We start from the raw sequence: 23395 nt of genomic DNA on the forward strand, positions 1-23395 counted from the left end.
CGTATTGGTCTACGTTGATGCGGAAAGCGGCAAACGCCTTAAATTGCCCAGCGGAGAACGGATTACGGAAGCAGACCTGGGCGCGCGCTTCAATGCCTTCGCTACACCCTTATTTGTATTTCTGGATCCGCAAGGCAAGGAAATCGTCAAAATTCCCGGCTATAAAACCATACAGGATTTCAAGGATTTCGATCGCTACGTGAACGGGGGCTTTTACAAGACCCAGACGCTGTTGCAGTTTCTGGGCGGGAAATCTTCATGATCCGTGCGCTGGCACTAGCGGTTTTTATGCTCCCGGCTGCGGTAATGGCAGCACCGTGGCAGTTCGACCAGCCCGTTGATGTCACGCCGGTTCATGGCGCAAAGGTGTTCCATCATGTGGAAGCCGCAGGCCGCAAGAGCATTGCGGTTTCCGGGGCCTTGATCGCAGTGGTGTGGGAAGACAATCGGGATGGCGTTTCCCGTTGCTACGTGGCCGTAAAACAATCCGCAAACAAAGGCTTCGAGGCGGATCGGCAGATCAGTGGCAGCAAGGAGGCATTTGAACCCAGCATCGTTTCCCTGCCCGACGGCCGTTTCGCGGTGGCGTGGGAAGAAGATGGCGGCGTCCGGGCACGGATTGTGAGCGCCACGCAGATGGGTGAACCCATCAATCTGGCTGGTCATGACAGCAACGATGCCAGTGTCGGGTTCTCCTCCCAGGCCGGGCTGTGGGCTGCCTGGTCGCAGCGCGATGGGCACTACGCGGGTATCCATATCGAAAAGCTGGGTTATGTTCCCGGTACGGACGCTCTGACGCCAGGCAAAGTTGTGGCAGTAGATAGCGCGCCATTGTCGGGTGACCAACTCTTTCCCAGCGTCGCTGCCCTGCAAACGGGTGGTGTGGCGATCGCCTGGGAGGATCGCCGCAAGGGGCATACGACGATCATGTATAGCCATAGTGCTGGCGACGCAAAATTCGCAGCACCCGTACAGATGAACGAAACCCGGCGCGATGCACGCAATGCCGGCGTCGGTCCGGGCACGGGCGCCATGCGCGTTGCGCTGGCAGCGCAAGCGGGCGCCAAGGTGGCTGCGGTGTGGTCCGACAAGCGGGATTTTCTGTCCGGCTACGATGTCTACGCAGCGTTCAGCACCGACGGCGGAGCGCACTTCGGCGCCAATCAAATGGTGCAGGACAGCTTTGGCGACAACATCCCGCAATGGCACCCGGCGATTGCCAGCGATCAGGGCGGAAAACTGGCTGTGGTCTGGGACGATAATCGGGACGGCACCCCGGATATCTGGTTATCCTGGCCAACCGCTTCGGGATGGAGTGACAATGCCAACGTGCCCGGAGCAGCAGGCGCGGGTGTGCAGTCCGATCCTTCCATCACCATGGATAGCCAGGGCAATCTGTATCTGGTCTGGCTGGAAAAGCAGGCGGCGGATGGATCGACCCGGCTGCGCTACGAAATGGGCCGGGCAGTGATGGATAATCTCAACGTGCCGTGACGAGGCTCACAGGGAGCGTTGCAATTCTTGACGGGTTTCCCTTCATCAGCGCTTGTTAAGACGCTTTGGGCTGTAACCGTAAAAACCACTGATAGCTGCCGCTCATGGTGACGATGCTTTGCGCAGGCTGCCCGAGACAGCAAGGATTCGTACAGTTCGCAATAAAGGTTCCATTTGCGGCTGCTATGGTCCTGGGTGTTCAATGGCTCACATCGACTACCGTGCGTCCGCGCAGTTTTCCTCTTAGAAGATCAGATGCCGCGCTAATGGCATCTTTCAGCGTTATTTCTGTCGTCATGGCAGCCAGTTTATGCAGATCCAGGTTCTGTGCCAGGCGCGACCAAGCCAACATTCGCAGCATCTTGGGTGCCATCACGCTGTCTATTCCATAGAGTGTCACGCCGCGCAGGATGAATGGCGCTACGGTGCCGGGGAAGTCCATGCCGCCCGCCAGCCCGCACGCAGTAACTGCGCCCCGATACCGGGTGGTGGCGCAGACATTGACCAAGGTATGTCCCCCCACTGTGTCGACAGCACCCGCCCACTGTTCCTTCTGGAGCGGCTTGCCGGGCGTGGCAAGCTGCTCACGCTCGATAATCCCGGTCGCACCCAGAGACTTGAGGTAATCTGCCTCGCTCAGTCGACCCGTGCTGGCGACGACTTCGTAACCGAGGCTGGCCAGCAGCACGATGGCAACACTGCCAACACCGCCGCTCGCGCCGGTGACCAGAATTGGCCCGTCACCCGGTTTGATCCCGTGTTTTTCCAGCGCCAACACACTCAGCATGGCGGTATATCCTGCGGTACCGATGGCCATTGCCTGCCGTGTGGTAAGGCCATCCGGCAACGGTACCAGCCAGTCGCCATTCACGCGCGCTTTCTGCGCCAGACCGCCCCAATGTGTTTCACCGATACCCCAGCCGTTAAGAATGACCTGATCCCCCGGCTTCCAGTCCGGATGGCTGCTGTGTTCGACTGTGCCCGCCAGGTCGATGCCGGGTACCATCGGGTAGTGCCGCACCACGGGTGCACGGCCGGTGATTGCCAGCGCGTCTTTGTAGTTGAGGCTGGAAAATTCAACGCGGACCAGAACATCACCCTCAGGTAGCTGTGCATCATCCAGGTTGACGAGCTTGGCATCGTGAGCTGTCGTTGTCTTGTCAATCAGGATAGCTTTGAACAATGTCGAATCCTTTACAGTGACCAAATCGGCGCATCTAAAAAGTAGCGGATAAACCGGTGCTATGCTCCGCGCAGATAAAGATCCGGAGGATTGATCTCCATGAACCTTTCCGGATTGCGCAATGGAACGAAGCCGTGTTGCTGGTATAAGCCATGTGCATCCACCGTAGCCAACAGCCAGCGGCGCAAGCCCTGCAGCTCGGGATGGCCAAGTACGCACGAGATCAGCCATTTCCCCAGCCCGCGCCCCCGATAGCTGTCGATCACGAAGACATCGGCGAGGTAGGCAAAGGTGGTGCGGTCCGTGACAACCCTGCCGAAGCCGATTTGTTTGCCGTTGTGGAACAAACCGAAGCACAGGGAATTTTCCAGTGCTCTGGTGACGATTTCGCGCGGTATGGCTTTCGCCCAGTAGGAGCTGCGCAGAAAATCGTGGATCAGCGCTATATCGAGCGATGCGTGCTCATCCGTGACGGTGTATTCGTTCTGCGACCATTGCATGGCTGATCTCGCAAAAGATAATGAAGGGTGCTATTTACCGCAAGGCAAGTAGCGTCCGCGTGGCCCACCTTCTCCCCGTCCGATGACGCCGAGATGAGTGAATTTGAAGCCGTCCGCATATTTCAAACCATAACCAAGTAGCCGGTCTATACCGATATGCACGAACCAGATGAGTGTCAGTGCCATGCATAGTGCATTGCCTGTGGAGATGGCAAAAATTCCCAGCAGGCCGGGCAATAACTTTGAATGGGTGATGTTGTATGCCCGGGCGCCGAGCTGGGCATTCACCAGATATCCGAGCATGGCTAAATCCGGGATTAATAATGTTGACCAAAACAGTGGCCAGCTAAACGATTGCTGCCAATACACAGCGAGGGCCAGAGCAAACACTGCACCACCTTCCAACCGGAGTAGAAAGTTTGGTTTCTCGAATACTGAAAGCATGAATTCACCTTTCAATTGGAGTACGTTGGCTGCACAATAAGTTGCGCCAGTAAAGTTTTCGGCAGGTTCAACTTTCTATTTTCTGTTGCTTCACCACGCTCATCGCCGTAGCCACCAGCGCACCCATGTTGGATAAATCGCCGGGCAGAATCAGGGTATTGCCCTGCTTGGCGATATTGCCGAAAGCTTCCACGTATTTTTCCGCGACTTTCAAATTCACCGCTTCCATGCCGCCCGGTTCGCTGAGTGCCGCAGCAACTTTGCGGATCGCTTCTGCGGTGGCGGTAGCGGTGAGCAGGATGGCTTCCGCCTGGCCCTGGGCGTTATTGATGGCGGCCTGTTTCTGGCCTTCGGATTCGCGGATGGCAGCAGTCATGGCGCCTTCCGCCAGGTTGATTTCCTGCTGCCGTTTGCCTTCCGATTGCGCGACCATGGCGCGTTTTTCGCGCTCGGCGGTGATCTGGGTTTGCATGGAGCGCAACACGGCATCGGGCGGGGTGATGTCCTTGATTTCGTAGCGCAGTACTTTTACGCCCCAGTTGGGGCTGGCTTCGTCCAGCGCCGAGATGACAGCGCGATTGATGTCGTTGCGTTCTTCCAGCAGGCGGTCGAGTTCGCGCTTGCCGCACTCGGAGCGCAGGCTGGTCTGCGCGAGCTGGACGATGGCCATCTGGAAATCCGCCGTGCCGTAACTGGCGAGCTGCGGATTGGTGACCTGATAGAAAATCACGCCGTCAATCTGCACCTGGGTGTTGTCCTTGGTGATGCAGACTTGCGGCTGGACATCGAGCGGCACTTCCTTGAGCAGGTGTTTGTAGGCGATGCGGTCGATGAACGGGATGACGATGTTGAGTCCGGGTTGCAGCGCGCCATGAAAACGCCCCAGCCGTTCGACCACCCAGGCATTTTGCTGGGGAACGATCTTGATCGAGCTGGCGACAAATGCTGCCACGACGATAAGAAAAAACAGTGCAATTTCCATAGGGTGTCTCCGGGTTATGGTTTGGCGGACAGGATCAGTGTGTTGCCGCGGATTTCGCGGATGGTGCAATGTGTCGGCTGGACAGTTTCGCCTTCCATGAGCCGGGCGTCCCATTCCGTGCCGCGATAGCGTACCCGCGCGGTATTGTCATCGCGCCATGCGCTGACCTCCACCGGCTGTCCGATATCCAGGACGTCGTCGGCAGGGCGCTCGATTTTTGGCCTGCGCCGCAACCAGACCAGACCGATGACCCCAAACACTGCTGCCACGACCAGTTGTGCGGCCACCGGATAATCATACATGGCGGCAAAGCCCGCCGCGCCAGCTGCCGCGCCAAACACCAGCAGGTAGAAGGTGCCGGTAAAGATTTCCAGCGCAATCAGCACGCTGGCGAGGATGAACCAGAAAGTCATGGGCTGCATGGGCGTTTTCCTTATTCAGTGGGCGCGTGGCGTTTGGGTTGCCAGCACACATCCGTTCCACCGGCACGGCGATTGAGGACGCGGCTCAGGATGAACAGCAGGTCGGACAGGCGGTTCAGGTATTGCACTGCCAGCGGCGATACCGGTTCATTGCGCGCCAGCGTCACCACGCGGCGCTCGGCACGGCGGCAAAAAGTACGTGCCACGTGGCACAGCGAAGCGGCGCGCGAACCGGCCGGCAGGATGAATTCCTCAAGCGGCGGCAGCGCGGCATTGTAGTGCTCAATGGCCGCATCCAGCGCGGCGAGATGGTCATCGGTGATCGCTGTATAACCGGGGATGGAAAGCTCGCCACCCAGATCAAACAGGCCGTGTTGCACCTCGTTGAACAAAGCGCTGACATCCGTGGGCAGGTCTTCGGCCAACAGCACGCCGATCTGGCTGTTGAGTTCATCCACGTCACCCAGTGCTTCCACGCGCGGCGCGTCTTTGGGTGTGCGCGAACCGTCGCCCAGGCCGGTGCTGCCGTCGTCGCCGGTACGGGTGGTGATTTTCGAAAGCCGATTGCCCATGATTACCCGATCCGCCAGTGAAGAGTGTGTGCCATGCTACCGTTATGCGGATGCTGCCGTCCAGCCGCCAGCAAGCCGATGTTGCCAGCCAGCCTCAGTGTGCATACAATGGCTTGGCTAAAAAAGCAAGGCAAGGGTCCACAGAGACACCATAAATAAAAAGCGGTCAGATATACAAAAAATGTATGGACGACTGGAGTTCACATCCATAAAGAGTGAGGAGAGCATGAAAACAAGTCTGTTATTCAGCCTGGTTGCGCTGAGCGTATGTCTGGCACCCGTCGTCCATGCAGCCGGTGACCCGGTTGCCGGAAAAAACAAAAACTCCATGTGTATCGGTTGCCACGGCATTGCCGGCTGGCGTACCGCCTACCCAACTATATACAGCGTGCCGTATCTGGGCGGGCAACACGCCGACTACATCGTCGCCGCGCTCAAGGAATACAAAAGCGGTGAGCGCAGCTTCCCCACCATGCGGGCCATTGCAGCGAGTTTGACGGACCAGGACATGGAAGACCTGGCCGCGTATTACTCAGAAGGCAAATAAATACGAGAGAGGATGACACAATGAAGCATCTGGCAATTTTGGCGCTGCTGGGGATATTGGCAAGCGCACAGGCGTGGGCAGTACCGGACGGAAATGTCGCGCAGGGCAAGGCAAAATCGGCAACTTGCGCAGCCTGCCACGGCGTGGATGGCAACAGCCAGGCGGCAATGTTCCCGCGTCTGGCGGGGCAGCATCCGGATTACCTGTATCAGGCACTGACCGAATACAAATCCAGCGAGCGCAAAAACGCCATCATGTCCGGACAGGTGACCAACCTGTCGCATCAGGACATGGCGGATCTGGCGGCGTATTTCGGCAGCCAGAAGGGGCTGACGCTGAAGCGCTAAAGTGATTGTTATGGGTAATGGAAAAGGCGGTGATTGTAACACCGCCTTTTTATCTGGGCGGTTGCTTAACCTGCGGAAGTTTCCTGTGCCTTGCCCCGTAGCTTCATAGAGTTATGGGGTGTTTTATGGTCTCCAAAAATCTCACTGCACACCTCGTTTCCCATCGCCTCGCAACTCAGGTAAGCACCAATATTTCATGGGGGATTGAATGTCTCAGTCGTGCCACAAACGGTCATCAGGGCATTTCGCTCACAGCAGGCATTCGGTCCGGGGTATCTTACATATGCGGACAGGCGCCTCGACGAAACTACCATGATGAATCGATCAGTTACGGCACATCAGCATGTTTCTGCGAATTTCAATAATACGGGCGGATCGGTCTGATAAATAACTGTTAGCCATATCGGGAGATACGACGTGCCAATTCAAGATTTCTCTGGTAAATGCTTTGTCGCATTCACCGACATCTCAGGATTCAAAGCAATGATGAAGGACGGCGAGAGAGCAGCTCGTGCCATTGATGCGCTCTACAGCGCAGGGTTCGATATTCTCAGCCGTAGCCCCAACGTGAATGGATTCTTTATCTCTGACTGCGGCGTCCTCTTTTCAAGAAACAACGATCAGAAAGAGCAACTCGAACGTCTGCTTGAAGTCGTGCGCGCGCTGAATCAACAGGTGCTTCAACAGGACATCATGCTCACTACGTCAATCGCGTGGGGTGATTTTAGTTATCACAATCGTATTGAGTTTACTGGAATAAATAAGCAACCGATTTACGGCAATGCTTACGTGTCGGCATTTCTCGATAACGAGACAGGAATCCCACGCCTTCAACCTGGACAATGCCGGATTATCAAGCAAGGGGTACCAACGGAAGTCTTTTACTCAGTGACGCAGCACTCACTCATCGAGAGTGCAAAGGCACATTGCTATTACTACTGGATGGTGGAGAACGCCGAAGAAATTCCAGAGTTCAAGCGTCGCTACAAAGACTCTTACAACCTTAAGTACGCAGGTATGCTCAATGCAATCAAACGACATAACTAACCCATCATCCCACCGGACCTGCGCGAAAAGCCGCGCAGGTCCGGTGAATTCAAACGCTGGGCGTCATAATGCGGACCGTTGACTGCCACTACGGCCCACGAAAACATCCTTTAGAAACCGGAGAACCTTGCAAATGAGTATACGATTTCTTGCCTATACGCTGGTTGTACTTACCGCTGGGTGCGCGACGTCCCCCTCTTCAGATCCTTCCACTGTCGAGTCAGGTTGTGCGCAGCAATGTTCTGCCAACCTGACCACTTGCAGCAGTGGCTTCAAACTTTTCCCAATTGTTCAGCAGAAGCAATGCAACGACACCTACGACGTTTGCATAAAGGGGTGCCCAGCAAGAGCAGCAGAGAAAGCTGCAGCGAAACTAGTCCCGCAGTCCACAGCCGAGCGCCTAAGGAAACTCGATGAACTTTTCAAGTCGGGTGCGATAACTAAGGATGAGTACGACGCCAAGCGAAAAGAAATTCTTCGTTCGCTCTGAAAACTCCACGCGCATAGGCGCACCCAGAGTGACGCCCAACGTGGCGGTCAAGCGGGGCGGTAAACTTCCCCCAAAAGCGGTGCGCTCCTTACCTCATTCGTTGAGGCTGTAGAAAAACTCCATTCTGAAAAATGAGATACAACATGCGACCAAATCGACCTCTCAAAACGCGCTGTATTCGACGTTCTCATATTCAGGATGGGTTTCATGACCCCCAAAAATTTCATCTATTGCCCCCTCAAGGGGTTTTTCTACAGCGTCGTTAGGCAATTAGGCTTTATATGGAGCGACTTAATGGCAGCTAGAGATAGGTACTCATATGACGTAAAATGCCCGCAATGTGGTCGAAAAGGGGTTTTCTACGTTTCTGAAGATGACCATCCATACATGAGAAATCCACATAGAACAGTGGACAAAATCGAGGGGAACTTTTCTGCCTCCGTTCATAAGGGCGTCGACGTAAGTGCTCAATGCAAAGTGTGCAATACTGAGTTTAAACCGTGAAGTTTAGTACATCACAAAAAATTGCAATAAATGCCTAACGGCATTCAAGAGGGACGCCTATCGGCGCCCCTTGATTTTAGGTTAGGCTGCTAGATTGGTATCAAACGGATAGTCAAGGAACATGGGGGTCTACACCCTCGTAAGGCTTCGCCAGGACTCGGGAGAAATCATGAACAAGAAACAGAAAATACTATTGATTGCCATATTAGTTATAGTGGCTGTCATGTTGATATTCCCACCCTTTGACATCCGATTGCTCAATGGTGCAGTTCCCAATATGGGGTACAGCCTCATTGTTGACCCCCCGGAATTCCGGGGTCTGGCCGCCACCGTTGACGTTGGTCTTCTCATTACCCAATGGGTGGGTGTACTGATAGTTGGCGGTATTGCGTTCTTTCTCTTTAAGGATCGCTAATGGAAATTTTTCGCTCTTCAGGGAGATTGCGGTCTTGGCCGGATTATCCCACTCGTTTCTTATTCCAGCGGACACCCTTGACGCTGTCAAATTCAAACGTCGTTCGTATTTGTGCCAAAACCTGTCATTCATCTATCAGTACTATTAAAAGCATCCTGGCGTAGACTCTCGGCTAATAAGGTTATACGTTTCGTACACACTGGAGGTCTGAATGGCGGCAAATCCTGCTGAGAGCTTCAAAATTAATCTGAATCAAAACCTGTGGGAGCTTGTTGCAAGCTTCATCTCTTTGGGAGCAGCCGAATATTTTAAGCTGTGTACGCTCTTTTGGCTCTCGCTCGTAGTTGCGGTAGTAATGACACTCTCAATAGGCGTCACTACTTACACATACACGGTAACGTACTGGAAAAAGAGAAACGGATAGCTATGTTTTCAACCGGCGCGATGTAATGACGGCCACCTTAATTTACTGTCGGTACCCGCGCCGGTTAAACAGCGTTAAATGTTATCGTAGGATGTTATGAAGCCATACCCGAAGTTATTTGTAGTTATTCTTTTCTTATTTGGTTTTTCCTCGGCGGCACAAGCACAATATATTTGCCCTGACGGCAGCTATGTTTCGCAGGGGCCGTGCACCATATGTTCGAACGGAAGGTATGTCGGCGGTGATGCTCAGTGTGAAATAGCACCAGATGGTAGCTATGTTCCTCGCCAGGAAAACGCGTCTCCGCGAATAGCTCCCGACGGTAGTTATATTCAAGGTGGTAGAGGCATGACAATATGCCCTGACGGCTCATATGTTGCCGGAAGTGACTGCGTCATAACCCCAGACGGAAGGTATGTGGGGCAGTAAGGACGGGCTTTTAACCCACCCCCACACCACCGGCATGTGGCCCGCCAGGCGGTCATGAACAGGGCGCACACGTTAAGCGGTGGCCGAAGGTAGAGTGCATGCGGGCGCTTCATTGTTGTGCTTTGATTTCTCGCTACTGCCTATTTACGCGGCGCCCCCCTTTTTAATCTTAAAATCGAAGCATAATTCATCTCAGATGTTGAGTTCTGCAAGAGACTCGCGAGTAATAAATTTATCCTTGGAAGACCCATGAAAAAATCGACCATCATTGCCGCCGCCATTCTTAGGGTCGGTAACGACCTTTTTTGAATAAACCAGCAACACTTTGATTTAGGCTAGGAACATGCCTAATTTCTCAACAGAACAGGCAGTCCCTAGCCTTTATCATTTCCCCTGTTTTTTATCCAGACAAGTAAAGTAAATCACCGGATCAAACGCCGTGCCATGGCGCTGTGCTTGCCAGATCATCTCGGCCAGGCAGTCCATGATTTCATGCTGCGCGTGCATGGCGTCGCCGGTTTTTTCCAGCAGCGCCTGGTAGTGCGCGCGGATGCCGGGGGGCTGGTCGATGCCGAGTTGTTCGGCAATGGCTAGGTGCATGGACAGATGCAGGAACGGGTTGGTTTCGCCGAACTCGGGTGGGTAGTCGCGTTCCAGATAGCGTCCGGGTTGATCGAGCAGGGCGTGGTATTCGGGATGCGCCAGCAGGGTATCGAGCACGGTCGTTTCCAGCCCTTCAAGGGGCTGTTGTGCGCGGTATTTGCGCCAGGTATCAAAAAAAAAGCGGCGCGCGTCGTCTCGGCTGGGGTTAAACATGGTCGGTAAATAATCCGAGTACGGTGGAATATTGCGCCAATTGAGGGTGAATAGCAACGGAGCGCAAGCAAATGACAATGCGTCTACACCGCATCGCTTCGTATTTGCGCCTCACAGCAACCATGCTGCTATTGCGGTACCAAAAATTTCTTCGGAAAGACGACGGTATTTGCCATGCGAAATTACCAATTGCCAAACAGTTGTCTCCAACCTTGCCTCTGTGGTCTACGACGCACCGCTCTGGAATCTGGCACTGGTCGCATCCCGTCTCCATCTGGTCTGGATAGCAACAGTTTGCGGAAAGATGAAAACCGATTTCCGCTACTCCAACACCCTCGGCTGGAACACCTTCCCCGTGCCGCTGCTCACCGAGCAGAACAAGGCCGACCTGGCTGCCTGCGCCGAAAACATCCTGCTGACCCGCGAAGCGCATTTCCCCGCCACCATCGCCGACCTGTACGACCCGGACAACATGCCTGAGAACATGCGCCACGCCCACGAGCGCAATGACGAAGTGCTGGAGCGCATCTACACCGGCCGCCGATTCAAAAACGATACCGAGCGGCTGGAAAAACTGTTTGAGCTGTATACGAAGATGACGGCGGCAGTGGCAACAAGAGTCAAGTGCGGCAAGTAATGCAGCGGCATCTTGCTTGACGAGCTTGCCTCAATAAGTATAATTGGAAGTATACTTGTACAAATCATATTGTAAGGAGTTATCGCCATGTCACAAATCACGCTATATCTGGACGATGCCACGCAGGCCTTGGTAGAGCAGGCTGCGCAGGCCAATGGCCTATCGAAAAGCCGTTGGGTGGCAGAAATCATCCGCAAATACGCCGCCCATGAGTGGCCGCAAGATTGCCTGGCGCTGGCGGGGCGTTTTGCCGATTTCCCCCTGCGCGAAGAAAGCCCGGCCGCGCTGCCAGCCGATGTGCCGCGCTTGAGTTTTTGATGGACAGCCATGCTGATTCTCGATAGCAACACCATCAGCTACTACTTTCGCGGCGACCCGCAAGTGGTGCCACGTCTGCAAGCCCTTTCCCCTGCCGATATCGGTGTGCCTGCCATTGTGGAATACGAACTGCGTTACGGTCTTCTGCGTTTGCCGCCGGAGGCTGCCAATCCCCGTCTGGCGGCATTAGCCGCTTTGCTGCGACCGATGCAGGTTTTGCCGTTTGACAGCGAATGTGCCTTTCACGCCGCCCGCCTTCGCGCCGAGCTTGAGGCCGCAGGCACGCCCATCGGCCCGCACGATACCTTGATAGCTGCTACGACATTGCGTTATCAGGCCACGCTGGTGACGCGCAATGTGCGCGAATTTTCCCGTGTTCAGGGTTTGCAATGGCTGAACTGGCACGAGGCAACTTGAGCGCCGGCAGTACAGAACCATGCGACCTTGACGCCAGCATTGTCCAACAGTTTGTTGGACGATTGCTTCAGCCCATTGGTCTAGCCGGATGGGGCAATTGTGCAAGAGGTGCTTGCACAATTGCCCCAGCATCACAAGCCTGCCCAGCATTCAGGGCGCGGTATTTGCGCCAGGTATCAAAAAAGAAGCGGCGCGCGTCGTCGCGGCTGGGGTTAAACATGGTCGGTAAATAATCCGAGTACGGTGGAATATTGCAGCAGTTGATTGGCGGAATTGAGCCAGCCGATTTCGCCATTGCCGTAGAAGCCAATCAGCGGCATGTCCGGATAGCGTGCGGTCAGCAATTGCAGATCACGATCCATGCCGCCATAGAATGACGGCCCGCGTCCCATCGAGGAAAACATCAGGCCAAATTGGGGCGTGGCTGCCAGCAGTTGCTCGGTACGATCCAGGGTGACGCGCATATTGCGTTCGGCGGCCAGCGGCTGGCGCAGAGCCCAGAATACTTTATCGCCCTCATTGAGGCGTGCGGACAAGGTCACCGAGCGGTCGTCCGGGTTGGTGGCAATGACCTGTACCAGACGGTAGCGGCCTTCAAAAAATGCCGTGGACGGTTCGCCAAAGGTGACTGCCGCCATGATGAGATGTAGCGGGATGTGGTCGAGTTCGCGCACTTCCAGCGGCAGTTCGCGCGCCAGCAGGTTGAGCGCCGACTGATGCCCCAGACTGAGCAGGTCGAAGCCGTTGACCTGGGTGACTTCGGTCGGGGCGGTCAGCGCCCGGATGCCCTGCGATACGCCCATCATCCCGCGCACGCCTTGCAGGGTCATCTCGCAGCGTCCGCTGGCGCAGACTTTGCCGCCGCTCCATACCTTGTACGGGCCGCGTCCGGTGGCATCGCCCGACACGGCGCCAAGGCGCTGGCCGGGTGCGCCGATCCAGTTGGTGTCAATCGCATTGGGCGCGGTGAGCGCGAGTATCAAGTCGTCGTTCGCGGGGGTGTGCACCGCACTCAAACTCAGCTCGCCGCCAAACACCATGGCCGCCGCGGCGGGCGAATCCAGCACCCAGTCCTGCTCGGTAAAGATCCCCGCTGCGCTGCACCCGACAATCTGCATGCACTGGCTCTGGCGCGAGGCGGCGAGCAGGGCAGGTTGCGGGTCATGGGCGAAATCCGCAGACAAAAACAACAGCACGCTGTTGGGGTGGCTGATATCGGCACGCTGCATGGCCTGTGCCACGGCCTGGGTGGCGAGGTCGGATGTCGGCGTGCTGCCGATGGCAAGGCCGGTGGCGATGCTCATGTCAGCCCGCCGTTTTCTGCGGGTATTCGCACAGATCCGCAATCAGGCAATGCGGGCAATCGGGCTTGCGCGCCTTGCAGATATAACGGCCATGCAAAATCAGCCAGTGGTGGGCGTCCTGCAGGTATTCGCGCGGAATATTTTTCATCAGCTTGTGCTCGACTTCGAGCACGGTTTTGCCGGGGGCCAGCGGAATCCGATTGGCAACACGGAAAATATGCGTATCGACCGCCATGACCGCTTCGCCGAAGGCGGTGTTGAGCAGCACGTTGGCGGTTTTGCGCCCGACGCCGGGCAAGGCTTCGAGCGCCGCACGGGTGGCGGGCACTTCACCGTTGTGCTGCTCGAGCAGGATACGGCAGGTTTCGATCAGGTGCTTGGCCTTGCTCTTGTACAAGCCAATGCGCTGCACGTATTTCTCCAGCCCGGCCTGGCCCAGTGCAAGCAGCGCAGCGGGGGTATTGGCGTGCGGAAACAGGATGCGCGTGGCGAGGTTGACGCTCTTGTCGGTGGCTTGCGCCGACAACACCACCGCCACCAGCAGTTCGAACGGGGTGGTGTATTCCAGCTCGGTGGTGGGATGGGGATTGGCCGCCGCGAAGCGCGCAAAGATTTCGCGGCGTTTGGCAGCGTTCATCCGGCGTAGCCGGGGTGCATCAGGTGTGGCGGAACCAGCCGAGCTCAGGCTGCGGCGGACGCGGTGTTGCCTTGGCTTCTTCTTCCAGCGCGTGCAGCATGTGGTGATGGTCTTCGTCGAGCTTGTGCATTTGCGCTTCGGACAGTTTGGGTAAAACTGTACCCTTGATGAATCCACCCAGGTCGATCAGCGCAGTGGTCCAGGCACCCTGGCGCAGGTGGAAGTCCACATGCGAATGCTGGCCGAATGGGAAGTGAGTGAATTCCATGCCTTTGACAGCCTTGAGGTCGGCGTCCGCCATGACAAAATTCTTGGCCCAGTCATACCACCACTTGTAATATTTTTCCTGCATGGCAGGATTGAGATTGTAGCGCTCGTAAAAACCGAACACGCTGACGCGATTGGTATTGCCGCTGAAAGGGAAATGTCCGGACATGCCTGGTTCCTCTGAATCAAATAATCGATGAAGAACGCTATTCTAAGAAAAATCCGCGCGTGATGCCAGTCGAGATACGCCCGGTTGCCGAATTGCGCTACACTTCCATGGTCACTATTCTGAGCTAGCCCAATGAATCAAGGCACTTTTGAACCAAAAAATGATTTGGAAAAACGGCTTCAATCTGCGCTGGATGGCAGCGTTTCCGGTGATGATTTCATCCATTACCTGATGGATGCGCAAATTTTCATGCCGGTCGAAGACGAAACAAATGAGATCAAAGGCTTTCAGCGCAGCACGCGCGCGCAGCCATTGGTGCTGGAGGATGAGTCGGGTACGCAGGTGCTGGTGCTGTTTACCAGCCCCGAGCGCGCCAAGGGGTTTGTCGAAAATCACCCCGGTTATGGCGGTGGCTTGCTTACCGAGTTTTCCTGGGTACTGCGCAAGATGGGCACGCCCGCCGGTATCGCATTGAACCCGGGCATGGAGGCGGGCTTTGATCTGGAGCCGGAAATGGTCGCTGATTTGATGGCAAGCCTGCCACCGGAGGCATGATGAGTACACGCCAAGTGGGGGAAAGATATTCACCCGATCACACCACTTACGCGGAAGCAACCCAGTATTGCTATCGCGATGGTGTGCATGATCTGGTGCTGTTCTGGACCAACCCAACGCCCGACGAAGTGAGCGGGTTCCGTACCCGGCCGGTCGAATTCGCCTTGTATGTTCAACAGCCGGTGCTGTTCCTGCTGTATCGCATCGAGGATGTGTGCGAGTGGTCGGATGTGGCCTATAACGTACACCAGTTGCCCGCCGAGGAGCAGGCCGTGCCGGTCAATCCGCCCGGCGACCGCGCGCGCGTGCAAATGACGCTGGTGGACACCAGCAACGGGATTATCCAGGCCAAGCGTGTAGTTGGCATGGGGCCAGCCATGACCCAGGCGATGCGCCATACATTGCAGGAGCAGACCCAGTTGCCGTATTCGCGCTTTGACTACGATGCGCTGGTGCAGCAAGCCTATGCGCGTTATCCCGATAGCGATGCCATGCTCAAGGATGCCTGGCTGTCGGAAGCCGCCGAAAGCGAGAATTAAACATGTTGTCTACCGTTGCCCTGGCGGATTTCATCGCGGCCCTGTCTGCTGAACGTGTGTTTACCGACGCAGCGACCCTGGCGCTGTACAGTCACGATGAAACCCCCCGATCCTGTCTGCCTGACGCGGTATTGTTTCCCGCCAGCCATGAACACGTCGTCGCACTGATGCGCGTGGCGCTTGCCCACCATATTGCGCTGGTGGCGCGCGGTGCGGGTTCGGGCAACGTGGGCGGGGCGCTGCCTGCGCCGGGTAGCGCGGTAGTAAGTTTCGAGTGCATGGACGCCATCCTTGAACTCAATCCAGCCGACCGCTACATGGTGGTGCAGCCCGGTGTGGTGACGGCGGACATTGATCTTGCCGCGCGCGCGCATGGCCTGTTCTACCCGCCCGACCCAGGCAGTTCGCCCTACTGCCAAATCGGCGGTAATCTGGCGATGAATGCAGCCGGACCGCGCGCAGTGAAATACGGCGTGACGCGCGATTATGTGCTGGGGCTGCGTGCGGTGGCCGGCAACGGCGCCGAGCTGCGCACGGGTTGCCGCACGACCAAGGGCGTGACCGGCTATGACCTCACGCGCCTGTTGGTGGGATCGGAAGGCACACTGGGGTTGATCACCGAAGCCACGCTCAAGTTATTACCCGCACCTGAAGCGCGCGCCACTTTGCGCGTGTGTTATGCGACCAATCTGGATGCGTGCGCCGCGGTGGCGCGGGTAATGAACCAGGCGGTGGTGCCGTGCGCGCTGGAGTTCATGGATCAGCGCTCCCTCGCGGCGATCCAGGCGGCGGGCGCGGCGACCGGCTTGCCTGACGGTACCGAGGCGTTGCTGATGGTGGAAGCTGATGGTGCTGCGAGCGATCTGCCGCGCCAGATCAGCGTGCTGAAAACTGTGTTGCAGGGCAATGGCATGCTCGAATTGCTGGAGGCGGGCAATCCCGCAGACGTTGCCCAGTTGTGGCAGGCACGCAGATCGCTGTCGCATGCGGTGAAGCGCATTGCACCGTTGAAAATCAATGAGGATGTAGTAGTCCCGGTATCGCGTCTGGCTGAACTGGTTGGCTATATTGACCGGTTGGCTGAGCGCTTTGCATTGCCCATCGTCAGCTTTGGCCATGCCGGAAACGGCAATCTGCATGTCAATATCATGGTAAATCCATCTGATCCGCAACAGATGAAAAATGCCAGGCAGGCTTTGCGAGAATTATTTTCCCAAGTATTGGAACTGGGCGGGACGTTGTCGGGCGAGCATGGCATCGGTAGTGAAAAGCGCGATTATGTCAGTATGGAGATTGATGCGGCCAGTCTGGAAATGATGCGTTTAATCAAGGCGCAATTCGATCCGCAAGGCCTGCTCAACCCCGGAAAGCTGTTGCCGCAGTGAAAATTACTGTTTACAAGATTGCCGTAGCTCCATATAATGCGCGTCTTTCGGGGGTATAGCTCAGCTGGGAGAGCGCTTGCATGGCATGCAAGAGGTCAGCGGTTCGATCCCGCTTACCTCCACCAGAAAAGTGGAGCCGAATGTATAAAGTTGGCATAGCAACGATCTGGGCAGGTATCTTGATGAGCGTGCTGGGATTGATTTTCGGTGCCATCGATTTGGTTGAATATGGTGAGCCGAGTATCTGGATGGCCATGATACCCGCAGGTTTTGCGTTGCTGCTTCTGGGTACGGTAGTAACTCAGTTTTCAAAAAAATAGAAAACTGTTCGCTTGAGTTGTACACAGGTCCCCATCGTCTAGAGGCCTAGGACACCGCCCTTTCACGGCGATAACACGAGTTCGAATCTCGTTGGGGACGCCAGTCTTGACGGGCTGCAGCGATGCAGCCCGTTTGTTTTCTGATGATTGAGTCATCGGGAAATTGGAGTGGTAGTTCAGTTGGTTAGAATACCGGCCTGTCACGCCGGGGGTCGCGGGTTCGAGTCCCGTCCACTCCGCCAACCATTAAAAAACCGCAAGATCACGCTGTGATTTTGCGGTTTTTTATTTTCCGGACGGAGATTTTCTCGGCAACGCGTTGATTGATGCGCTCAGATGATCCGGGCAGCCGTTAGAAACAGGCCGACCACGCATAAGAATCCGGCAGCCCACGCCGCCGAGCGCAGCGTGGCCAGGTTCGCGATATAAAAGGCGCCATGCAGCAACCGTGCTGTGACAAAGCCGAGGGCAAGCCAGTTGGTCAAAGTACTTTGGCCGATTAATATGTGTGCGGTAATAACGGCAGCCGCGAAGGGTGAAAACGCTTCGAACCCGTTCAGATGAGCCCAATTCGAACGCTGACGCCAGCCTGTGGCACGCGCCAGATATTCGCGCGGCGCGCTATTGTCATAATCGCGGCCGGATTTTGCGATTACAGCGAATAGGTAGGGTATAACCGCGGCAGCCAATATCATCCACAAGGCAATGGTCATCTGAGTCTCTTTTGTCATCGTAACAGCGCAGTCTGCGTGTTTCTAAAGCGACTTTATCACCCTGTTTCCGAATTGTGGCAAGGAGGGGATGACCGTGGGTTTTTCGAAGCCGCAATGAACGTCAGGATGAATCCGCGCTTAACGCCTTGCAGGTGTTGATCAGGCCGTTGGTCGAGCTGTCGTGTTCGCTGACTTGGCCGGGGCTGACCAGCCCCTGTTCGATGGCGCCTGCCAGCTGCTTGCCCAGCTCCACCCCCCACTGGTCGAACGAATTCACATCCCAGATCATGCCCTGCACGAATACCTTGTGCTCATACAGGGCGATCAGTGCGCCCAGTGTATGCGGGTCAAGTTTGCGGTAGAGCAGGGTATTGCTGGGACGGTTGCCGGGGAATACCTTGTGCGGCAGCAGCGCCTTAATTTCGGCGTCATCCAGATGGGCGGCAGTGAGTTCGGCACGTACCTCGGCGCGCGTTTTTCCCAGCATCAATGCCTTGCTCTGGGCGAAACAGTTGGATAGCAATACCTGGTGTTGCTGGCCGATCGGATTATGCGATTCGGCCGCCGCCAGGAAATCTGCCGGGATCAAGCGGGTGCCCTGATGAATGAGCTGGTAGAACGCATGCTGGCCGTTGGTACCGGGCTCACCCCAGACGATGGCACCTGTGGCATAGCGTACGGGTTTGCCGCTGCGGGTGACGCTTTTGCCATTGCTCTCCATATCGAGTTGCTGGAGATAGGCGGGAAAGCGTGCAAGATATTGATCGTAAGGTAGGACTGCGTGGCTTTGCGCATCCCAGAAATTGTTGTACCAGATACCCAGCAACGCCATGATCACCGGCATGTTTTGCGCCAGCGGGGCGGTACGGAAATGCTGGTCCATGGCGAATGCGCCATCGAGCAGTTTGGTAAAGTTGTCCATACCGACCATCAGCGCAACCGACAATCCCACCGCCGACCACACCGAATAGCGCCCGCCCACCCAGTCCCAGAAGCCGAACATGTGGGCAGTATCGATACCGAAGGCGCGGACTTTTTCGGTATGCGTAGAGACGGCGACGAAGTGTTGGGCGACAGCTGCTTCATCTTTCAGCGCAGCGAGCAGCCAGCGCCTTGCTGCGTGTGCATTGAGCAGCGTTTCCGGTGTTCCAAAAGATTTCGAGGCGACAATAAACAGCGTGGTTTCGGGATCGAGGCGGCGCAGGGTTTCACTGATATGTGTGGGGTCCACATTGGAAACGAAATGCGGTGTGAGGCCTTTTTGCCAGTAGGGTGTCAGTGCCTGGGTGACCATCACCGGACCCAGGTCAGAGCCGCCGATGCCGATATTGACGATATCGGTAATGCGTTTGCCGGTGTGGCCACGCCATTTTCCGCTGCGCACTGCATGGGTGAATTTTTTCATGCGCGCCAGCACTTTGCGCACATCCGGCATGACATCTTCGCCAGCTGTAAATACCGGCTGCTCCGCGCGGTTGCGAAGTGCGGTATGAAGTACCGCGCGATGTTCGGTAAGATTGACTTCAACGCCGTCGAACATGGCCTCAATGGCCGTTTGCAGCGGGCTGTTTCGCGCCAGTTTGATCAACTGTTTCATGGTATCCGGCGTGATGCGGTTTTTCGAATAATCCAGCAGGATGCCGGCTGCATTCACCGAAAACCGTTCAAAGCGTTTTTTATCCTTGGCGAACAGTTCGCGCATGGATGTCTTGGCCAAAATTTTTCGCTGAGTTTTCAGCGCCTGCCAAGCGGGGTTGAGGGTAGGGTCAGACTTCGCCATGTAGTTGCTCCAGCCAGTTGAATTAAGGTTGGTTATACACCAGGATAATGCCAGCCAGTGGCGGTACAGTCAGAGTCATGGATGCAGGGTATCCCATCCATGCTGTGGCGTCGGCCGACAGGCCCGCACCGTTGCCCGCATTGCTGCCGCCGTAGTATGTCGAATCGCTGTTAAATATTTCTGAATATGAACCTGTTTGCGGCACACCAATTCGATAGTTGGTGCGCAGCACCGGGGTAAAGTTCAACACGACGATGACATACGAGCCGTCGCTGGCATAGCGTATATAGCTCAATACGGATTGTTCCGCGTCATGGCAATCGATCCAGGCGAAGCCGTTCGCCGAGAAGTCCAACTGATGCAATGCCGGGGTGTCGCGGTACAGGTGATTGATGTCGCGCACCAGTTTTTGGACGCTATCGTGCCAGTGACTTTGCAGCAGACTCCAGTCCAGTTCCCAGCCTGAATTCCATTCGCGTTCCTGCGCAAATTCGTTGCCCATGAAGTTGAGCTTTTTCCCTGGGGTGGTCATTTGGTAAGTAAATAGCAGGCGCAGGTTGGCGAATTGTTGCCAGGCATCCCCAGGCATTTTGCCGATCAGGGAGCCTTTGCCGTGCACCACTTCATCGTGCGAGAACGGCAGCATGAAATTCTCGGTATAGGCATACAGCTGACCAAAAGTAAGTTTTTCATGGTGATGTTTGCGATGTACCGGATCATGGCACATATAAGCCAGCGTATCGTTCATCCAGCCCATATCCCACTTCATCGAGAAACCCAGGCCGCCCAGATACACCGGACGTGACACCATCGGCCACGAGGTGGATTCTTCCGCCAGTGTCAGTGCACCGGGAAATGCGTCGTGCACCATGATATTCAACTCGCGCAAAAACTCGATGGCCTCCAGATTTTCGCGTCCGCCAAATTTGTTGGGCAGCCATTCTCCCGCTTTACGCGAATAATCAAGATAGAGCATGGAGGCAACGGCATCCACACGCAGGCCGTCGAAATGGAATTCGGCCAGCCAGTAGTGGGCGCTGGAAAGCAGGAAGCTTTTTACCTCGTTGCGTCCGTAATTGAAAATACAGGTGCCCCAATCCTGATGAAAACCCAGACGCGGGTCTTCATGCTCATACAGGGCGGTACCGTCGAAACGCGCCAGGGCAAAAGCATCCTGGGGAAAATGCGCCGGTACCCAATCAAGCAATACACCGAGGCCGGCTTGATGGCAGGCGTCAATGAAATAGCGCAGGTCATCCGCACTGCCATAGCGGCAGGTCGGTGCAAAGTAGCCTGTGGTTTGATAACCCCAGGATTCATCCAGAGGATGTTCGCTGATCGGCATCAGTTCGATATGGGTGTATTCCATATCGAGTACGTAGGGAAGGAGGTGCTCGGCCAGTTCGCGGTAAGTATAAAAGCGCCCGTCCGGGTGGCGACGCCATGAGCCGGCATGAATTTCGTATACATTCATCGGTGCATGCAACCAGCTGCGCCCGGCACGTGCTGTCAGCCATGCGGCATCATTCCAGATATGGCTGGTGGCCGATGTGACAAGCGAGGCGGTGCCTGGACGCAGTTCGGCGGATTGCGCATAAGGGTCGCTTTTCAACAGCAACTGGTCATTGTGGCGGTTGTGTATCTCATATTTGTAATGAGATCCTGCGATGATACCGGGTATGAATAATTCCCATACTCCGGAGTCGCCGTGCGCCCGCATCGGGTGTGTACGTCCATCCCAGTGGTTGAAATCCCCAACTATCGAGACGCGAGCAGCATTGGGTGCCCACAAGGCAAAGCGTACGCCGGCCACGCCATCGACTTGGCAGGACTGGCTTCCCAGCATTTGGTAGGCCTGATAGAGACGGCCCTCATTGAACAGGTACAGATCGTGCTCGGTAAGTTGAAGGGGGAATGCGTAAGGGTCGTGCTCGACGACTTCAGCATCCGGATATGTGTGGCGGATACGGTAAGGATGAATAGGTGGGGTTGCGCCATGCCATTCAAATACACCGTGGCTATCGACGCGTTGCAACTCGGCCCCGGCACCATTACCGAGCAAGGTCAGGGACACGGCGTAAGGATTGTAAATGCGGATCAGCCAGCCGGTATCAAATTGGTGCAATCCGAGCAGATCGCACGGATTGAGGGTGCATCCACTGATGAGTGCATCAAATTCGGGCCGGGTATGTGTGGTAATAATGGTTTTAGTCATGCGCGAGTTGGGCGTTATGAGCCGGTTTGTATTGGCGTTTATTATGTGTGGGCTATTATAGGCATGAGGGTGCCGTAATTAATTCAATTAATAAACAAAGCAAAAAAGGAGCCTGTCTTGCAAAAAGATTTTCCGCGCTTCGTCAGCCGTCTAACTAAAAATACCGTGGCGCTGATCCTTGCCGGCGGTCGCGGTTCCCGCCTGAAACAACTAACCGACTGGCGCGCCAAGCCCGCCGTGCCATTTGGCGGCAAGTTCCGCATCATTGACTTTCCGCTATCCAATTGTCTCAATTCCGGTATTCGTCGTATCGGTGTACTGACTCAATACAAGGCGCACTCGATGATCAAACACATTCAGCGTGGCTGGGGGTTTTTGCGCGGCGAGTTCAACGAATTTATCGAGCTGCTGCCTGCCCAACAGCGGATATCTGAACTGAACTGGTACAAGGGTACAGCCGATGCCGTGTTTCAGAATATGGATATTGTACGGAATCACGAACCCGATTATGTGCTGATTCTGGCTGGCGATCACATCTATAAAATGGACTATGGGGAAATGCTGGCTTGTCATGTCAGTCACGCAGCCGATATGACGATGGCGTGTATCGAAGTGCCGATTGAAGAGGCGCATGCGTTTGGCGTGATGACGGTGGACGATGATGCGCGCGTGGTGGGTTTCGACGAAAAACCAACGGAAAATCCCGCCACCGTTCCGGGCAATCCAAAACGGGTACTGGCATCCATGGGCGTGTACGTGTTCAACGCCAGTTTCCTTTATGAACAGCTGATTCGTGACGCGGATGATCCCAATTCGGACCATGACTTCGGTCACAATATCATTCCCTATTTAATCTCGCGCTACCGCGTCTATGCGCACAGTTTCAAGGACAGCTGTATTGGCAGCTTGCCTGGCGGTGAACCCTATTGGCGCGACGTGGGTACCGTAGAGGCTTATTGGTCGGCCAATCTGGATCTGGCTAAAATCACACCGAAACTTGATTTATATGACACGCACTGGCCAATCTGGACTTATCAGGAGCAGTTGCCGCCGGCCAAATTTGTATTCGATGAACAGGAAAGACGCGGCATCGCCATGGACAGCACAGTATCGGGAGGCTGCATTATCAGCGGTGCGACCGTGCGGCGCTCGGTGTTGTTTTCGAATGTGCAGATCAACAGTTTCGCCGTCGTGGAAGATGCAGTCATCCTGCCGGATGTTGATATTGGCCGACATGCCTATTTACGGCGCTGCGTAATAGACAAGGGCTGCAAAATACCCGAGCGGATGGTGGTGGGTGTGGATCGGGCGGAAGACGAGCGGCGTTTTTATGTGACTGAAAATGGCATTACGCTGATTACACCAGACATGCTGGGCCAATACCCGCACCAAATCCGCTAGGGAAACTCTGCAAAACCCCCACTTTCGCGCCCCGCACCCGAACCCATTGTGTCAACATTGAGCCCATGAAACAAACCACCCTGAACCTAGACCTCAGTCTCAAGCGCACGCGCAAGCGTGAA

General features: G+C 55.6%; 28 protein-coding genes, 3 tRNA genes and 1 pseudogene. 19 read left to right on the forward strand and 13 right to left on the reverse strand.

Annotation, left to right across the window (positions count from 1 at the left end):
• On the forward strand, positions 1-262 hold a 262-nt coding region (locus ACYCZJ_RS14755), incomplete at its 5' end, for a thioredoxin family protein (protein ID WP_461554993.1).
• Positions 259-1494: a hypothetical protein gene (locus ACYCZJ_RS14760; RefSeq protein ID WP_461554994.1), complete on the forward strand. Its 1236-nt coding sequence runs from the start codon at positions 259-261 to the stop codon at positions 1492-1494. The genes ACYCZJ_RS14755 and ACYCZJ_RS14760, both read left to right, overlap by 4 nt.
• A 199-nt stretch (positions 1495-1693) precedes the next feature.
• Here the strand turns inward: ACYCZJ_RS14760 and acuI are convergent, their stop codons facing one another.
• From acuI to ACYCZJ_RS14790, 6 genes are all read right to left on the reverse strand, one after another.
• On the reverse strand, positions 1694-2677 hold the full coding sequence (gene acuI / locus ACYCZJ_RS14765) for an acrylyl-CoA reductase (NADPH) (RefSeq protein WP_461554995.1): 984 nt from the start codon (positions 2675-2677) through the stop codon (positions 1694-1696).
• A 59-nt stretch (positions 2678-2736) separates the two neighbouring features.
• Positions 2737-3177: a GNAT family N-acetyltransferase gene (locus ACYCZJ_RS14770; RefSeq protein ID WP_461554996.1), complete on the reverse strand. Its 441-nt coding sequence runs from the start codon at positions 3175-3177 to the stop codon at positions 2737-2739.
• A gap of 30 nt (positions 3178-3207) precedes the next feature.
• Positions 3208-3621 (reverse strand): DUF4260 domain-containing protein, encoded by a 414-nt coding sequence (locus ACYCZJ_RS14775; RefSeq protein ID WP_461555018.1) that lies wholly within the window; start codon positions 3619-3621, stop codon positions 3208-3210.
• A 67-nt stretch (positions 3622-3688) separates the two neighbouring features.
• Positions 3689-4603, reverse strand: coding sequence for an SPFH domain-containing protein (locus ACYCZJ_RS14780; protein ID WP_413439045.1), 915 nt, complete (start codon positions 4601-4603; stop codon positions 3689-3691).
• A 14-nt stretch (positions 4604-4617) separates the two neighbouring features.
• Positions 4618-5025, reverse strand: coding sequence for an NfeD family protein (locus ACYCZJ_RS14785; protein WP_461554997.1), 408 nt, complete (start codon positions 5023-5025; stop codon positions 4618-4620).
• Positions 5026-5036: 11 nt separating this feature from the next.
• The gene (locus ACYCZJ_RS14790) at positions 5037-5597 is read right to left on the reverse strand and encodes a cob(I)yrinic acid a,c-diamide adenosyltransferase (RefSeq protein WP_461554998.1); all 561 of its coding nucleotides are present in this window, start codon (positions 5595-5597) and stop codon (positions 5037-5039) included.
• Positions 5598-5823: 226 nt separating this feature from the next.
• Between ACYCZJ_RS14790 and ACYCZJ_RS14795 the strand changes: the two genes are divergently transcribed.
• From ACYCZJ_RS14795 to ACYCZJ_RS14815, 5 genes are all read left to right on the forward strand, one after another.
• Positions 5824-6144 carry a c-type cytochrome gene (locus ACYCZJ_RS14795; protein WP_461554999.1) on the forward strand — a complete coding sequence of 107 codons (321 nt, stop codon included), beginning with the start codon at positions 5824-5826 and terminating at the stop codon, positions 6142-6144.
• Between the two features lie 20 nt (positions 6145-6164).
• Positions 6165-6491: a c-type cytochrome gene (locus tag ACYCZJ_RS14800; protein WP_461555000.1), complete on the forward strand. Its 327-nt coding sequence runs from the start codon at positions 6165-6167 to the stop codon at positions 6489-6491.
• A 417-nt stretch (positions 6492-6908) separates the two neighbouring features.
• Entirely contained in the window at positions 6909-7538 is a 630-nt protein-coding gene (locus ACYCZJ_RS14805; RefSeq protein WP_461555001.1) for a hypothetical protein, read from the forward strand.
• Positions 7539-7671: 133 nt separating this feature from the next.
• The gene (locus ACYCZJ_RS14810) at positions 7672-8028 is read left to right on the forward strand and encodes an SHOCT domain-containing protein (protein WP_461555002.1); all 357 of its coding nucleotides are present in this window, start codon (positions 7672-7674) and stop codon (positions 8026-8028) included.
• Between the two features lie 673 nt (positions 8029-8701).
• The gene (locus ACYCZJ_RS14815) at positions 8702-8947 is read left to right on the forward strand and encodes a hypothetical protein (protein ID WP_461555003.1); all 246 of its coding nucleotides are present in this window, start codon (positions 8702-8704) and stop codon (positions 8945-8947) included.
• Positions 8948-10184: 1237 nt separating this feature from the next.
• Here the strand turns inward: ACYCZJ_RS14815 and ACYCZJ_RS14820 are convergent.
• Positions 10185-10616: a DUF1841 family protein gene (locus tag ACYCZJ_RS14820; protein WP_461555004.1), complete on the reverse strand. Its 432-nt coding sequence runs from the start codon at positions 10614-10616 to the stop codon at positions 10185-10187.
• A gap of 46 nt (positions 10617-10662) precedes the next feature.
• On the opposite strand from ACYCZJ_RS14820, the pseudogene ACYCZJ_RS14825 reads away from it, so the two are divergent.
• The 4 genes and pseudogenes from ACYCZJ_RS14825 to ACYCZJ_RS14840 form a co-directional block, all read left to right on the forward strand.
• Positions 10663-10920, forward strand: a pseudogene (locus ACYCZJ_RS14825) (type IIL restriction-modification enzyme MmeI); the annotation flags it as partial.
• Positions 10921-11253, forward strand: coding sequence for a type IIL restriction-modification enzyme MmeI (locus ACYCZJ_RS14830; protein ID WP_461555019.1), 333 nt, complete (start codon positions 10921-10923; stop codon positions 11251-11253).
• Positions 11254-11340: 87 nt separating this feature from the next.
• A complete protein-coding gene (locus ACYCZJ_RS14835) occupies positions 11341-11571 on the forward strand; it encodes a ribbon-helix-helix domain-containing protein (RefSeq protein WP_461555005.1) in 231 nt (76 codons plus the stop codon).
• A gap of 9 nt (positions 11572-11580) precedes the next feature.
• Positions 11581-11988: a PIN domain-containing protein gene (locus ACYCZJ_RS14840; protein WP_461555006.1), complete on the forward strand. Its 408-nt coding sequence runs from the start codon at positions 11581-11583 to the stop codon at positions 11986-11988.
• 212 nt (positions 11989-12200) lie between these two features.
• Here the strand turns inward: ACYCZJ_RS14840 and ACYCZJ_RS14845 are convergent, their stop codons facing one another.
• Genes ACYCZJ_RS14845 through ACYCZJ_RS14855 form a run of 3 tightly spaced genes read right to left on the reverse strand, consistent with a single transcriptional unit; the run spans position 12201 to position 14365 of the window.
• On the reverse strand, positions 12201-13292 hold the full coding sequence (locus tag ACYCZJ_RS14845) for an FIST C-terminal domain-containing protein (RefSeq protein ID WP_461555007.1): 1092 nt from the start codon (positions 13290-13292) through the stop codon (positions 12201-12203).
• 1 nt (position 13293) lies between these two features.
• Positions 13294-13929 (reverse strand): endonuclease III, encoded by a 636-nt coding sequence (gene nth / locus ACYCZJ_RS14850; RefSeq protein ID WP_461555008.1) that lies wholly within the window; start codon positions 13927-13929, stop codon positions 13294-13296.
• A 19-nt stretch (positions 13930-13948) separates the two neighbouring features.
• Positions 13949-14365 (reverse strand): hypothetical protein, encoded by a 417-nt coding sequence (locus ACYCZJ_RS14855; RefSeq protein WP_461555009.1) that lies wholly within the window; start codon positions 14363-14365, stop codon positions 13949-13951.
• A 132-nt stretch (positions 14366-14497) separates the two neighbouring features.
• On the opposite strand from ACYCZJ_RS14855, the gene ACYCZJ_RS14860 reads away from it, so the two are divergent.
• The 7 genes from ACYCZJ_RS14860 to ACYCZJ_RS14890 all read left to right on the forward strand — a co-directional run bounded on the left by ACYCZJ_RS14860 (position 14498) and on the right by ACYCZJ_RS14890 (position 17406).
• On the forward strand, positions 14498-14920 hold the full coding sequence (locus tag ACYCZJ_RS14860; protein WP_461555010.1) for an SseB family protein: 423 nt from the start codon (positions 14498-14500) through the stop codon (positions 14918-14920).
• The gene (locus ACYCZJ_RS14865; protein ID WP_461555011.1) at positions 14920-15459 is read left to right on the forward strand and encodes a hypothetical protein; all 540 of its coding nucleotides are present in this window, start codon (positions 14920-14922) and stop codon (positions 15457-15459) included. Before ACYCZJ_RS14860 ends, ACYCZJ_RS14865 begins: the two co-directional genes overlap by 1 nt.
• Positions 15460-15461: 2 nt before the next feature.
• A complete protein-coding gene (locus ACYCZJ_RS14870; RefSeq protein WP_461555012.1) occupies positions 15462-16844 on the forward strand; it encodes an FAD-binding oxidoreductase in 1383 nt (460 codons plus the stop codon).
• Between the two features lie 49 nt (positions 16845-16893).
• A tRNA-Ala gene (locus ACYCZJ_RS14875) sits at positions 16894-16969 on the forward strand.
• A gap of 15 nt (positions 16970-16984) precedes the next feature.
• The gene (locus ACYCZJ_RS14880; protein WP_461555013.1) at positions 16985-17164 is read left to right on the forward strand and encodes a hypothetical protein; all 180 of its coding nucleotides are present in this window, start codon (positions 16985-16987) and stop codon (positions 17162-17164) included.
• A 27-nt stretch (positions 17165-17191) separates the two neighbouring features.
• Positions 17192-17267: transfer RNA gene (locus tag ACYCZJ_RS14885), tRNA-Glu, on the forward strand.
• A 62-nt stretch (positions 17268-17329) separates the two neighbouring features.
• Positions 17330-17406, forward strand: a tRNA-Asp gene (locus ACYCZJ_RS14890).
• Positions 17407-17496: 90 nt separating this feature from the next.
• On the opposite strand, the gene ACYCZJ_RS14895 is transcribed toward ACYCZJ_RS14890, so the two are convergent.
• The 3 genes from ACYCZJ_RS14895 to glgB form a co-directional block, all read right to left on the reverse strand.
• A complete protein-coding gene (locus ACYCZJ_RS14895; RefSeq protein ID WP_461555014.1) occupies positions 17497-17895 on the reverse strand; it encodes an MAPEG family protein in 399 nt (132 codons plus the stop codon).
• A gap of 103 nt (positions 17896-17998) precedes the next feature.
• Positions 17999-19657: a glucose-6-phosphate isomerase gene (gene pgi, locus ACYCZJ_RS14900; RefSeq protein ID WP_461555015.1), complete on the reverse strand. Its 1659-nt coding sequence runs from the start codon at positions 19655-19657 to the stop codon at positions 17999-18001.
• A gap of 22 nt (positions 19658-19679) precedes the next feature.
• Positions 19680-21872 (reverse strand): 1,4-alpha-glucan branching protein GlgB, encoded by a 2193-nt coding sequence (gene glgB, locus ACYCZJ_RS14905; RefSeq protein ID WP_461555016.1) that lies wholly within the window; start codon positions 21870-21872, stop codon positions 19680-19682.
• Between the two features lie 117 nt (positions 21873-21989).
• Here glgB and glgC point away from each other — a divergent pair, with 117 nt between their 5' ends.
• Positions 21990-23273 (forward strand): glucose-1-phosphate adenylyltransferase, encoded by a 1284-nt coding sequence (gene glgC, locus ACYCZJ_RS14910; RefSeq protein WP_461555017.1) that lies wholly within the window; start codon positions 21990-21992, stop codon positions 23271-23273.
• Positions 23274-23395 lie beyond the last annotated feature (122 nt).

This window comes from Sulfuriferula sp. (genome assembly GCF_054605375.1).